Genomic DNA, 13,699 nt, shown 5'->3' with positions numbered 1-13,699 from the left:
GGCGGGCAACAGCGACCGCGCGCCGGAATCGTACGCCCCGGCGCCGTGACGCGGCGAGGCGCTCCGGTCAACAGCCGTCGACGAATCGGTGCCGATCAGGACCTACTGGTTCAGCTTTCCGTCTTGACCAGCGGAAACTCCAGCGAGCCGGCCGGGCAAAGAAAGGTCATCACGTCCACCCGGTAGAGGCCGGCCTGCACCGCCGGGTCGGCTTCCATCACGCTACGCACATCGTCGACCGACCCGGTGCGGGCCAGACCGAACCCGAGCGGCGGGTCCGGTTCACGGGCCTGGCCGTCCACCGCTCCGGCGACGAGGATGACGCCCCGCCGCTGCATCGCCTGCATGTGCCGGGCATGTTCGGCCTGTAACCGCTGGATGGTCTCGGCCGGCAACGCCCTGCCGGCGGCGCCCGGGTACAGCACGATGCACTCGTACGTGTCGAGCGCGAAGTCGACCTGCGGCTCCCCTGACATGCCTACCCCTCCACACCGCCCGCCGACGTTGGACGGTGCACGCGGCGGTACCGTCCAGCCTCCCACGAACGATCCGGTCGTACGGGCACTCCACCGATCCTCCCCGCGCCTCCTGTTCTCCGATGCCCGACCAGCCGGTCGGACCGCGCCCGAAGCCGTCCGACCGGCTGACCCGGCGCCGCACCGGATCGGACCCGCCGTGACACTGCCAGCCCTCCCGTCGTACGACGGACGCCGCACGCACCGGACGGATGCGTGCGGCGTCAGGTTCGGCGCGGGTCAGCCGGCCGGCGTCGTCTCAGACTCCGACTCCGGACGGTTCGAACGTTGCTTCACGTACGTCGGGTGCAACTGCACCGGCTGCCTCTCCTGCTGACGACGCTGCCGCGCCCGAACCCGTAGGTTGAGGAACTCCACGAAGATCGAGAAGGCGATCGGGCCGTACACGTAGCCCTTCGGGACGTGCTGGTCGAAGCTTTCCGCGATCAGACTCGCTCCGATGAGCAGCAGGAACGACAGGGCCAACATCTTGACCGTCGGGTGCTGGTTGACGAACCTGCTGACCGCCCCGGCCGACACCAACATGATGATCATCGCGATGACCACGGCGGCGATCATGATGGCGAGCTCGTCGACCATGCCGACCGCGGTGATCACCGAATCGAGCGAGAAGACCACGTCCAGCACCAGGATCTGCGCGATCACGGCGCCGAAGGACACCACCTTGCCGTTCTCGCGGCCGTGATCGGAACCCTCCAGATGCTCGTGGATCTCGTACGTCGCCTTGCCGACCAGGAAAATCCCGCCGAGCAGAAGAATCAGGTCACGCCCGGAGATCTCCTGCCCCAGCACGGTGAACAGCGGCGCGGTCAGGCCGATGATCCAGGACAACGACGCCAGCAGGAGCAGGCGGGTGATCAGGGCGAGCGAGATGCCGATCGTCCGGGCGCGGGCCTGCTGATGCTCAGGCAACCGGCCGGACAGGATCGAGATGAACACGACGTTGTCGATGCCCAGCACGATCTCCAGCAGGAGCAGGGTCGCGAACGCGATCCACAGCTCGGGACTGGTCAGGAACTCCATGCCATCCTCGACTTCCACGAACGGCCGCCGGGTCGGCACCCGGACCATCGGCTGATCTGCACATGATGACCTACCCGGCTGCCATCCGCTCTACAACCCCAGCCGCCCGAGTTACAGCATCACGGCCCTTGCGGAAGCCGGGAAGCCCCGACACACCGCAATCCGCGACAGCATCCTGATCGGCCCAGACCGCGGTGACCGGCCGTCCTCGTCACGTCGCTGCGCCGCTGTCGCCGGTGTGGATGGACCGGGCGAACGGCAGCAGCCCGTCACCGAACTCCGGGAGGGTCAGCACGGTGACCGCGACGCCTGGCTCGACGAGCCAGAACGCCTGCACCTCGTCGTGCAGGCCGACGCGGGATCCGTGCTGGAACTCGCGAAGGTGCCACCCCACGGGGTCACGCTCGTGATATTCGCAGAGGAAGTCCCGTAGCGCGGTGAGGTCGACCAGCCGGTCGCCGCGCAGCACGTGGACCCGCAGATCCGCGCGGTGTCCCTCGGGTGTCTGCCGCTCCCAGACCCGGCTGGCGAAGCTTACGTCGTCCCACTCGGTAGCGAAGTCCGACGTCTCGTCGCCGACACCGGCCGGCACCCGACCGACATGGAAACCGTCGAGCACCGCGCCGTCGCACACCTCACCGCTGTTCATCCCACCGCCCTCATCCGGTCAGTTGCCGAGCGCGCGCACCTTGGCGATCGTCTCCTGGACGTGCTGCCGGGCGGGATCGTGCCCCTGGGCGGCCTGCGCGAGCGCCTGACGGTACGAGTCGATCATGCTGATCAGTGGCCCGGCGGCGACACCCTGCAGGGCGCCCGCCACGAGTTGACGGGCCTCGGCCGCGTCCTGCGCCGCTGCCGCCGTCTTCGCCTTCGCCTCGTCCAACTTCTGCGCCGCCGCCGCCAGCCTGGCGATCATCTCCGCTGCGCTCACACGCCCTCCCCACGATCACACCGCACAGGTATGTACGAGCGGCAACCACACAGGAGGGTACGAGATCCGGCCACCTGCCGCGACCAGTCGACCCGCCGGCCACCGTGATCCTGTTGCCGTCCCGCGACATCGACCGCATCCCGAGTTCGCCGATGACGGCACCGGGCCAGGGCCACGACGCCCACCACCGTGTCGCACACCGTCGACGTCACGGCGGCGGTTCGCGAATCCCGACCGCTCCGGGTCAGCGGAGGCCGCGGAAGAGCAGCAGGTAGCCGCAGTAGGCGAGGGGAACCGCGAGGAAGCAGATCAGGAAACCCAGGACCGGGTGGCGCGGCGGGCTGACGGTGCCGACCGCCGGCCGCCCCCAGCGGCCGAGCACCAACCAACCGCCGATCAGCGCCGTGGCGGGCAGGCCGGCGAGCATCAAGGCGAGCAGGGTGCCCCACCCGACCACGCCGAGGCTCCAACCGACCGTCAGGACCAGCAACAACAGTACGGCGATGCCGGCGGCACCGGCGTAGACGGCGACCGCTCGGCCCCGCGACGACCACGTCGGCAGCAGCGCCGGCCGCTGGGCGAGCAGTTCGGCCTGCTGTCCGTGCCGGTCCGCCTCGTCGGCCCACCGCCGGGCCAGCTCCAGCTCCGTCGCCGGGTCGGCCGCAACCGCACGAGGGGCCGGCACCCCTGCCGCCGTCGCGCTGACCGCCGCCGGCAGCTCCGGGCCCGGCTGTCCCACACCAACCGGGGAGTACGCCCCGCCATCCGGCCGCCCCGGGGCGGCGGCTACGCCGCCGTCCGACCCCGTCCCCGGTCCCCACCCACCGCCCGGGTATCCGGGCGAACTCGGCGGCCGACCGGGCAGGCCCGACACCGGCGGCACGGTCGGGGGCGAACCGTAAGGCGAGCCACCGGGCGCGGTGCCGTTCGGCATGGCACCGGCCGGCGCGGTGCCGTTCGGCATGGCACCGGCCGGCGCGGTGCCGTTCGGCATGGCACCGGCCGGCGCGGTGCCGTTCGGCGCGGCACCGGCCGGCGCGATGCCGATGGTGCGGCCGAGATGGTCGAGGCGTTGCCTCTGGGCGGTCAGCCGCCGGTCGAGGTACTCCACGGCCGCACCCAGATCCCGCTGCCGGGTGACCTCGGCGGCGGCGCCCTGCTCCCCGGCGCGCAGCTGCACGGCGAGGTGGCGGGCCAGCGCCGCGTACTCGTCGAAGGTGGACATGCCTCACTCCTGCCCGTCGGAGGGGTGACCGTCACGGGCGAACGGCACGATCAGCCGGACCCGCTGGTCGTGCCGGTCCACCAGCAACGCCCGATCCGCCCGTGGGGTGTACGCGAGGTCGTGCACCCCGAGATGCAGACCAAGGTCGGCGCCGGGCACGTTCAGCGCGACCAGGCAGGCGACGTCGTCGCGGTTCTGCGTGCCGCCGAGGTCGTCGGCGAGCCGGCGCAGGCCGCGCCACCAGCCGAGCAGGTGCACCCCGTGCCCGGGCCCCTGGCGCAACAGAACCCGCAGGTCGTCGTGGCCGGAGCGGAACGTCGTCGGGTCGCTCTCGCCGAGCGGGCCGGCGGCGGCGTCCATCCCGAACACGACCAGGTAGCTGCGCACTGGCGGTACCACGCCCGGCTGCGCCACACCGGTGGCGAGGGCGCCGATCCGGTCACGGAGGTCAGCGGCGTCGAGCCGCTCGACCCGATGCCCGGCGGTCGCCAACGTGGCCGCCGTGTCGTCGGCGGCCGGGTCGGCGGCGGCAACCAGCGGGGCGAGCACGAACACCGCCTCACCAGCGGCATGCTGTCGGGCCAGGCTGAGGGTGGCCGCCCGCAGCACCTCGGCTCCGGCAGGTGAGGTGCCGACCACGGCCAGGTGCCGACCGGGAGCGGTGTCCATGATGAACAAGGCGGTGGTGCCGTCCACGTCCACCGTCCGGCCGACCAGTGCCAGGGGACGCCGGCCGCCGGGACGCAACCCGGTGAAGGTGGGGTCGTCGTCGACGCGGGCGCCCTCGTAGCCACGGAAAACCGCCGGCGGGCGGGCCGCCGCCGGCCGGGCCTGCCACAGCTCGTGGCGTAACCGGGTCAACTCGTCGGTCGCGGCGTGCGCGTCGGGGAAGCGGATCACGGTGTTGACGCCGGGCGCACCGGCGGCGGTGTTCACCACCGCCGCGCCCACCGGCAGCGTCGTCGCGGCGTCGTTGAGCTGGTCGAGCACTCCCCCGCCACCCGGCAACGCCACCCGCAGCGCGAACTGCCCGAAGACCGCCTCGGCGCGGCCGTAGAGCGCCTCGATCCCCGTCATGCTCTGGCTGGCCAGCACCAGGTGTACGCCGTACGAACGGCCCTTGCGGGCCAACTCCTCCAGCAGGTCCACCGCCTCGCGGGCGAGCGCGTCGTTGCCGGCGAGCAGCACGTGGAACTCGTCGATCACGGCGACGATCCGGGGCACCGGTGTGTCGGCAGGCAGGTCGGCGAGTTTGGTGACGCCGTGCCGCTTCATGACGGTGGCCCGGCGGTGCAGTTCTCGGCGCAGTTCGCGCAGCACGGCCACGCCGTACTCCCGGTCGCTCTCGATGCCGACGGCGCGGGCGTGCGGCAACCACGACGGGTCGCGTTCGGTCTGCACGAACTCGGTGAAGCTGACCCCTTCCTTGAAGTCGAGGAGGTAAAGCTGCAACTCGGCCGGCGAGTAGCGGGTGGCCAGTGCGTACAGGACGTCGAGCAGGAAGACCGTCTTGCCGGCACCCGTACGCCCACCGACCAGCCAGTGCGGGGTGGCGTCGTCGAAGCCCATGACGAACGGGTCCCGTCCGGCACGGCCCACCACCGTGCGTAGGCCCGCCCGGGCGGAGACGCTCCAGCGCCGCTGGGGCAGCAGGTCGGCGAAGCCGACCACCTCGCCGCGCCGGGCCGCCTCGCCGAGACGGGCGGCGAGTGCGGCGACGGAGGTCGGCGGGGGGTCGCCGTCGAGGGTCACCGGCACGGCCAGTCCGCTGCCGTCGGCGCTGAACGGCATGCCGGGCGGATCGCCGACCCAGGCGTAGCCGTCGCTCAGCCGCAGCATGGTGGTGGCACCCAGCGGGGATGCCGACTCCCCGGACCCGGCCGGCGGCCAGCCGGCGAGTAGCACACAGACGGCGGCGGCCGGACCGGCGTGGGTGAGCGCGGCCAGCCGGGCTGCCTCGCGGGGTGCGGGGACGGACGCGGCGACGAGCACCAGCAGGTCCTGGTCTGGCCGGTCGGCCTGCCGCGCGGCCCGGGCGTGCTGTTCGACGGTGTCGAGCAGGATGGTGACCTCGGCCTCGGTGGTGGCCGGCGGAGCGACGGCGCCGGAGTCGAACAGCGTTCGCAGGGGACCGAAGGTGGCGCCGAGGGCAGCCGGGTCCAGCGCGACGACCCGGACGCCGCCGGGTGCGGCGGCGGCCAGCAGCCGCAGCACCAGGGCCCGTAGCAGCCCGGCGATCACCGGGTGACGGGCGTCCCCGTCGATAGCCATGTGGTGCCCGGCACCCAGCGGCACCAGGACGGGAAAGCCACCGTCGGGGGTGACGGCGTCACCTACGCGTACCGCGACGGGTCGGCGGGCCAGTGGGGTGCCCGGTGTGGGGGTGGCCAGCTCCGCGCCGACCCGGGCCAGCCGGGTCAGCAGGTCGGTGTCGACCACCGGGGCGGATGGTGTGGTGGCCCGTAGCGCGGTACGGGCGGATTCGAGGTGGGCGCGGGCCGCCCGGTGAGCGGCGACCGCCTGCTCGTACGCCGACGCGAGCCTGCTCACACCCTGCCCCTCACCGCCGAGCGCCGCCTGGTCGCAGAAACCCTAACGGACGGCGGCGACACCGGCACGTGTCCGAAGCGGACGTGTCGAGCCGCCGCCCCGGACGGATGCGGACGCACCGCGGCCGACGGCCCGGACCGGACCGTCGGCCGCAGTGTGCGGTCAGCCGGTGACCGCGTTGAGCGCTGGTAGGTAGCCGTGGCGGTAGCCGTCGGCGTTCGGGTGGTACGCCTCGATGACCCCGGTGACGTCACGGATCCATGGCCTGGCACCGCAGACGCCGTGGCCGGCGAAGGTGGGTCGGGTGTCGGCGAAGGTGGCCCCGGCCGCGGCGGCGCGGGCGGCTGTCACGCTGGCGAGGACGTCGGCGGCTTCGTTGAGCAGGGTGCGCTTGTGGCTGCTCATCGCCAGCAGTCCGCAGTACCCGGTCTCGAACAGCCGCGGGTAGCCGACCACGATCAACCGGGCGTTGGGGGCCCGTTCCCGGATCGCGGCGTAGGTTCGGTCCAGCCGGGCCGGCAACATGCCGGTGGCGAACGCCTTGGCGGTGTTGACGGCGTTGGTGCAGGTCGAGGTGCTACCGAAACGACAGCTCGTCATCACGTCGGCGAAGCCGGCGTCGTTGCCACCGATGGTGATGGTGACCATGGTGGTGGTGGCGTCGAGCGAGCTGAGCTGGTTGTTGAGCACGTCGGCGGTGACCGCGCCACCGCAGGCGGGGAAGCGGAAGCTGGTCACGTTGTTCGCGGCGGCCCACAGCGGGGCGTACGACTTCTGGCTGCGCAGGCAGGTGGACAGATCGTACGGTCCGGCACCGACTCCGGAGGAGTACGAGTCGCCCATCGCGACATAGTGGATCGGGGCGGTGGCCTGGGCGACGCCGGGGACGGCGAGCGCACCCACGGCAGCGGTGAGGAGGGCGACCAGCGCGGTCAGGGCGCGGGCCAGTGGACGGTGTGGCATGACGGACCTCCACAGGGGTGGTGGTGGAGCCCGAGAGCCGCGCGCGTGGCCAAGGGTTGTTACTGATCGGTAATGCTATCGAAACAGCTGGATAAAGTGAATAGCCGACACGGCACCGGATACGGCGAGGCCGTGTCCGCGCGGTCGTCCCGCGTGGACACGGCCTCGTCCGGGCCTGGCCCGACCAGGTGTCAGTGCACCGCCAACGGACGGCTGGCCGGATGGACCGGCGCCGGCAGGACACCGACGCCGTCCAGGTACCCGTGGATCGCCGCGGCAGCGGCCCGCCCCTCGGCGATAGCCCAGACGATGAGTGACGCTCCCCGGTGCATGTCACCGGCGACGAAGATCCCGTCGGCCGCGGTCTGCCAGTCCGCCCGGGAGTCGACCGCACCCCGCGCGTTACGGGCCACCCCGAGCTGCGCCAGCAACGGCTGCTCCTCGGTGCCTTCGAAGCCGATCGCCAGCAGCACCAGGTCGGCGGGCAGTTCCCGCTCGGTACCCGGCACCGCGGTGACAACCCGCCGACCGTCGCGCTTGTCCACGCTCACCTCGGCGATCCGTACCGCCCGCACCGCGCCGGTGCCGTCGTCGACGAACTCCTGCACCGCCACCGCGAAGACGCGCTCGCCACCCTCCTCGTGGGCCGGGTACTCCCGCAGCACCCACGGCCACGTCGGCCACGGGTCACGGCCCTCGTCGCGGCCCCGCGGCGGTTGCGGGTACAGGTCGAGCTGGTGCACCCCGGCCGCGCCCTGCCGATGTGCCACGCCCAGGCAGTCCGCCGCGGTGTCACCACCGCCGATGATCACCACGTGCTTGCCGGCCGCATCGATCGGCGTACCGTCGGGCAGGGTGGCCAAGGCGGGCTGTCCCTCGCCGGCCGCCGCGACCACCCGATTGGCTGCCACCAGATGAGCCATCGCCTGGTGTACGCCACGCAGCTGCCGACCCGGCGTGTCGGTGTCCCGCCCCTGCAACGCGCCGCAGGCCAGCAGCACCGCGTCGTGTTGGACGCGCAACTGCTCGGCGGTGACGTCCACCCCGACGTTGACCCCGGTACGGAAGACGACCCCCTCGGCGCTCAGCTGTGCCATCCGGGCATCGATGTGCCGCTTCTCCAACTTGAAGTCAGGGATGCCGTAGCGCAGCAGGCCGCCGATCGCGTCGTCACGCTCGTACACGGTCACGGCGTGCCCCGCGCGGGCCAGTTGCTGCGCGGCGGCGAGCCCGGCCGGCCCGGAGCCGACCACGGCCACCGAGCGGCCAGAGGGCGCGGACGCCGGACGCGGGGTCAGCCCCCGCGCCGCGGCCGCGTCGGCGATCTCCACCTCCACCTGTTTGATGGTGACCGGTTCGCCACCGCCGATGCCGAGCACACACGCGGCCTCGCAGGGCGCCGGGCAGAGCCGGCCGGTGAACTCGGGGAAGTTGTTGGTGGCGTGCAACGACTCGACGGCCGCGTCCCAGTTGCCGGTACGGACCAGGTCGTTCCAGTCCGGGATCCGGTTCGCCAGGGGGCACCCGGCGGTGTCGCTGTGGCAGAACGGGATGCCACAGTCCATGCAGCGAGTGGCCTGCTCACGAATCATCGTCTCGCCGGCCGGCGGGTAGACCTCCCGCCAGTCGCTGATCCGCACCGGCACGGGCCGGCGGGCCGGCATCCGCCGGCCGTAGCGCAGGAATCCGTTCGGGTCAGGCACGAGCCACCTCCTGAGCGACCGCCCGCGGGGCGAGCGCTACCGACGCGGACGAGCCGACGCCCGGCTGCGCCGGTGCCGTCAGGGCGCTCATCACCGCGTCGTCGACGTCCTGGCCGGCGGCTTCGGCGGCCCGCATGATCTCCATAACCCGGCGGTAATCCCGGGGAACCACGGCTGTGAACTCCTCCACCGCCTCCGGCCAACGCTTGAGCAACTGCTCCGCGACCGCCGAGTCGGTCTCGGCGAAGTGCCGCTGCACCAACTCGTGCAGGCGGTTCCGTTCCGCCTCGCTCGGAGCGGACAGGTCCACCAGCTCGGTGTTGACCCGACGCCGGTCGAGATTCCAGACGAACGCAGTCCCGCCGGACATCCCGGCGGCGAAGTTACGGCCGGTCGGACCGAGCACCACCACCGTGCCACCGGTCATGTACTCGCAACCATGGTCGCCGACACCTTCGACTACCGTCACCGCGCCCGAGTTGCGGACCGCGAAGCGTTCGCCCACCCGGCCCCGCAGAAACACCTCACCGGCGGTCGCACCGTAGAGGATCGTGTTGCCGGCGATGATCTGATCCTCGGCGCGGCGGCCCGCTTCGGCGTCGGCGGACACGAACGGTGCCGCCGCGTCCGGCCGGACGACCAGCCGGCCACCGGAAAGGCCCTTACCGACATAGTCGTTGGCGTCGCCGTACAGGCGCAGGGTCACGCCCCGTGGCAGGAACGCACCGAAGGACTGCCCGGCGGTGCCGCGCAGGGTGAACTCGATGGTGTCGGCGGGCAGACCGGCACCACCATGGCGCCGGGTGACCTCGCCGCCGAGCATCGCGCCGACGCTACGGTGCTCGTTGCGGATCGCCACGTCAGCCCGCACCACCGGGACCGGCTCGTCCGGCCCGGTGGCGTGCAGCGCCGGGCCGGCCAACGCGATCAGCTCGTTGTCCAGTGCCAACTGCAGGCCGTGGTCCTGGGCGCGTACCCCGCGCCGGGCGGCGCCCTCGGGCAGTTCCGGCAGGTGCAGCACCCGACCGAGGTCGAGCCCCCCTGCCTTCCAGTGCTCCACCGCAGGTACGACGTCGAGCAGCTCGGTGCGCCCGATCGCCTCGTCGATGCTGCGCAGACCCAACTCTGCCAGGTAGCCGCGGATCTCCTCGGCGAGGAAGAGGAAGAAGTTCTCCACGAACTCGGGCTTGCCGGTGTAGCGCTCGCGCAGCACCGGATTCTGGGTGGCGATGCCGACCGGGCAGGTGTCCAGATGACAGACGCGCATCATGATGCAGCCGGAGACGATGAGCGGCGCGGTGGCGAAACCGAACTCCTCGGCGCCGAGGAGTGCTGCGACGATCACGTCTCGCCCCGTCTTGAGCTGACCGTCGACCTGCACCGTGACCCGGTCACGCAGCCTGTTGAGCAGCAGCGTCTGCTGTGCCTCTGCCAGCCCCAGTTCCCAGGGCGTGCCGGCGTGCTTGAGCGAGTTCAGCGGAGACGCGCCGGTGCCGCCGTCGTGACCGGAGATGAGGATGACGTCGGCCTTGAGTTTGGCCACCCCGGCGGCGACGGTGCCGACACCCACCTCGCTGACCAGCTTGACGTGTACGCGGGCGGACGGGTTGACACACTTGAGGTCGTGCACCAGCTGGGCGAGGTCCTCGATGGAGTAGATGTCGTGGTGCGGCGGCGGCGAGATCAGGCCGACACCGGGGGTGGCGTGCCGGGTACGCGCGATCCACGGCCAGACCTTGTTGCCGGGTAGCTGTCCACCCTCACCGGGCTTGGCCCCCTGCGCCATCTTGATCTGAAGATCGTCGGCGTTGACCAGATACTCGCTGGTGACACCGAACCGGCCGCTGGCGATCTGCTTGACCGAGGAACGCCGGGCGGGATCGTGCAGCCGCTCGACGTCCTCGCCGCCCTCGCCGGTGTTGGACTTGCCGCCGAGCCGGTTCATCGCGACGGCGAGGGTCTCGTGCGACTCGGCCGAGATCGACCCGTACGACATGGCTCCGGTGGCGAACCGCTTGACGATCTCGCTCGCCGGTTCCACCTGCTCGATCGGCACCGGCGGCAGGACGCCGCTGCGTAGCCGGAACAGCCCGCGCAGCGCGCCCGCCCGCGCCGACAGATCGTCGACCTTGGCGGTGTACTCGCGGAACACGTCGTACTGCCGGCTGCGGGTGGCGTGCTGGAGCAGGAAGACCGTCTCCGGGTTGAACAGGTGCAGTTCGCCTTCGCGGCGCCACTGGTACTCGCCGCCCACCGGCAGCAGGTCGACCGACTCGGCACCGGGCGCCGGCCAGGCCAGCGCGTGCCGGGCGGCCACCTCGACGTGGATGCCGTCGAGCCCGACACCGCTGATGGTGCTCGGTGTGCCCCGGAAATACCGCTCGACCAGGCGGGTGTCCAACCCGACAGCCTCGAAGACCTGAGCGCCGCAGTACGACGACACCGTCGAGATGCCCATCTTGGACATGATTTTCAGGACACCCTTGCCGAGCGCCTTGACGTAGTTGCGGATCGCGGTCTGCGGCTCGATCCCGGCCAACACGCCCGTGGAGATCATGTCCTCCACCGACTCGAAGGCCAGGTACGGGTTGACCGCCGCCGCTCCGTAGCCGATCAGCAACGCCGCGTGGTGCACTTCCCGGCAGTCACCCGACTCGACGATGAGCGCGACCTGGGTACGGGTCTGCTCCCGGACCAGATGCTGGTGTACCGCCGCAGTGAGCAGCAACGACGGGATCGGGGCAAGATCGGCGTTGGAGTCACGGTCGGAGAGCACCAGGATCCGCACGCCGTCCTCGATCGCCTCGGAGACGTGCCGACAGATCTCGGTCAGCCGGGCCCGGATACCGGCGCCACCGTCACGGATGCGGTAGAGCCCGGAAACCCGGACCGCCTTGAACCCGGGCAGGTCACCGTCCTCGTCGATGCAGAGGATCTTCGCCAGCTCGTCGTTGTCGATCACCGGGTACGGCAGCACGATCTGGCGACAGCTCGCCGGGCCGGGGTCGAGCAGGTTGCCCTCCGGACCGATGGTGGTGGCCAGGCTGGTCACCAACTCCTCCCGGATGGCGTCCAGCGGCGGATTGGTCACCTGGGCGAACAGCTGGTGGAAGTAGTCGTAGAGCAGGCGTGGCCGGGTGGACAGCGGGGCGATCGGGGTGTCGGTGCCCATCGAGCCGATCGGCTCCGCGCCGGTACGCGCCATCGGGGCGAGCAGGATCTTCAGCTCCTCCTCGGTGTAGCCGAAGTTCTGCTGACGGCGGCGTACCGAGTCATGGGTGTACACGACGTGCTCACGGGCCGGCAGGTCGTCCAGCTCGATCAGCCCGGTACGCAGCCAGTCACCGTACGGCTGGGCCGCGGCCAGCTCGGTCTTGATCTCGTCGTCGTGCACGATACGGCCGGCGGCGGTGTCGACCAGGAACATCCTTCCCGGCTGGAGCCGACCCTTGGCCACCACGGCGGCCGGGTCGAGGTCGAGTACGCCCGCCTCGCTGCCCAGCACCACCAGCCCGTCGGCGGTCTGCCACCAACGCCCCGGACGCAGTCCGTTGCGGTCGAGCACCGCGCCGACGATCTCGCCATCGGTGAAGGCGACCGAGGCGGGACCGTCCCACGGCTCCATCAGGCTGGCGTGGAACCGGTAGAATGCCCGCTTGTCGGCGCGCATGTCGGGGTCGTTCTCCCACGCCTCCGGGATCATCATCAGTACCGCGTGCGGCAGGCTCCGCCCGGCCAGGTGCAGTAGTTCGAGGACCTCGTCGAAGTTGGCCGAGTCCGAGGCGGCCGGGGTGCAGATCGGGAAGACTCGCCGGATGTTGCCGGGCAGGTCGGGGGTACGCAGTAGCGCCTCACGGGCCTGCATCCAGTTCCGGTTGCCCCGGATGGTGTTGATCTCGCCGTTGTGCGCGATGAAGCGGTACGGGTGGGCCAGCGGCCACGACGGGAAGGTGTTCGTGGAGAACCGGGAGTGCACCAGGGCAATGGCGCTGGCGACTCGCTCGTCGGTCAGGTCCGGGTAGAACGCGGGCAGCTGGTCCGGGGTGAGCATCCCCTTGTAGACCATGGTCCGGCTGGACAGCGACGGGAAGTAGGCCGGCACCCCACGCTCGGCGGACTCGCGTTCTGCCTGTTTGCGGAGGCAGAAGGCGACCCGTTCCAGCTCGACGCCCCCCAACGGGGCACCGGCGGGGCCGGCGGGGGTGTCGGTGAGCCGCTTCGCGGCGAGGAAGACCTGACGGACGCGGGGCATCGCCGCCAGGGCCGTCTCACCGAGGCCGCTCGGGTCGACCGGCACGTCCCGCCAGCCGAGCACCTCGGCGCCCTCTACCAGGGCGTACTTCTCGACCACCTGCCGGGCACGGGCCTCGGCGGTGTCGTCGTCGGGCAAGAAGACCAGACCGGTGGCGTACTCGCCGGCCGGGGGCAGCCCGAAGTCGACCACCGCACGCAGGAACGCGTCCGGTACCTGGATGATGATGCCGGCGCCGTCACCAGTGTTCGGTTCGGCACCCCGGGCACCTCGGTGGTCCAGCCGGCAGAGCGCGCCGAGGCCGTTGGCGACCACCGTGTGCGAGCGTCGGCCGTGCAGGTCCGCCACGAAGGCCACGCCGCACGCGTCATGCTCGTACGCGGGGTCGTGGAGGCCGGCAGGGGACGCTACCTGGCCCTCTCGCGGCGCCGGCTGGGGGCGGTGTGGGTACGCAAGGGCCACCGGGCCTCCTGTCGTCACTCAGGGTTGGATCATGGTCGGGACGACGTCGGCCCT

General features: G+C 71.5%; 9 protein-coding genes. All 9 read right to left on the bottom strand.

Going from position 1 to position 13,699, the window contains the following annotated elements; all coding sequences use genetic code 11:
- Positions 1 to 110: 110 nt before the first annotated feature.
- Positions 111 to 476 carry a YciI family protein gene (locus tag HCA58_RS03930; RefSeq protein ID WP_169596361.1) on the bottom strand — a complete coding sequence of 122 codons (366 nt, stop codon included), beginning with the start codon at positions 474 to 476 and terminating at the stop codon, positions 111 to 113.
- 279 nt (positions 477 to 755) lie between these two features.
- Positions 756 to 1,559, bottom strand: coding sequence for a TerC family protein (locus HCA58_RS03925; protein WP_169596360.1), 804 nt, complete (start codon positions 1,557 to 1,559; stop codon positions 756 to 758).
- A gap of 211 nt (positions 1,560 to 1,770) precedes the next feature.
- Positions 1,771 to 2,208, bottom strand: a complete 438-nt coding sequence (locus tag HCA58_RS03920; RefSeq protein ID WP_169596359.1) for a hypothetical protein — start codon at positions 2,206 to 2,208, stop codon at positions 1,771 to 1,773.
- An 18-nt stretch (positions 2,209 to 2,226) separates the two neighbouring features.
- Positions 2,227 to 2,490: a DUF6244 family protein gene (locus HCA58_RS03915; protein WP_169596358.1), complete on the bottom strand. Its 264-nt coding sequence runs from the start codon at positions 2,488 to 2,490 to the stop codon at positions 2,227 to 2,229.
- A gap of 244 nt (positions 2,491 to 2,734) precedes the next feature.
- Complete coding sequence (locus HCA58_RS23100; protein WP_205807504.1) at positions 2,735 to 3,715, bottom strand: hypothetical protein; 981 nt, start codon at positions 3,713 to 3,715, stop codon at positions 2,735 to 2,737.
- Positions 3,716 to 3,718: 3 nt separating this feature from the next.
- The gene (locus HCA58_RS03905; protein WP_169596357.1) at positions 3,719 to 6,265 is read right to left on the bottom strand and encodes an FtsK/SpoIIIE domain-containing protein; all 2,547 of its coding nucleotides are present in this window, start codon (positions 6,263 to 6,265) and stop codon (positions 3,719 to 3,721) included.
- A 162-nt stretch (positions 6,266 to 6,427) separates the two neighbouring features.
- The gene (locus tag HCA58_RS03900) at positions 6,428 to 7,228 is read right to left on the bottom strand and encodes an SGNH/GDSL hydrolase family protein (protein ID WP_169596356.1); all 801 of its coding nucleotides are present in this window, start codon (positions 7,226 to 7,228) and stop codon (positions 6,428 to 6,430) included.
- 191 nt (positions 7,229 to 7,419) lie between these two features.
- The gene (locus tag HCA58_RS03895; protein ID WP_169596355.1) at positions 7,420 to 8,931 is read right to left on the bottom strand and encodes a glutamate synthase subunit beta; all 1,512 of its coding nucleotides are present in this window, start codon (positions 8,929 to 8,931) and stop codon (positions 7,420 to 7,422) included.
- Positions 8,924 to 13,645, bottom strand: a complete 4,722-nt coding sequence (gltB, locus tag HCA58_RS03890; protein WP_169596354.1) for a glutamate synthase large subunit — start codon at positions 13,643 to 13,645, stop codon at positions 8,924 to 8,926. Before gltB ends, HCA58_RS03895 begins: the two co-directional genes overlap by 8 nt.
- Positions 13,646 to 13,699: the final 54 nt, after the last annotated feature.

The sequence above is a fragment of the Micromonospora sp. HNM0581 genome, from assembly GCF_012726175.1.
Taxonomy (GTDB): domain Bacteria; phylum Actinomycetota; class Actinomycetes; order Mycobacteriales; family Micromonosporaceae; genus Micromonospora.
The sequence above is the reverse complement of the archived record's forward strand: the minus strand, read 5'-3'. Positions and strand labels throughout refer to the sequence as shown.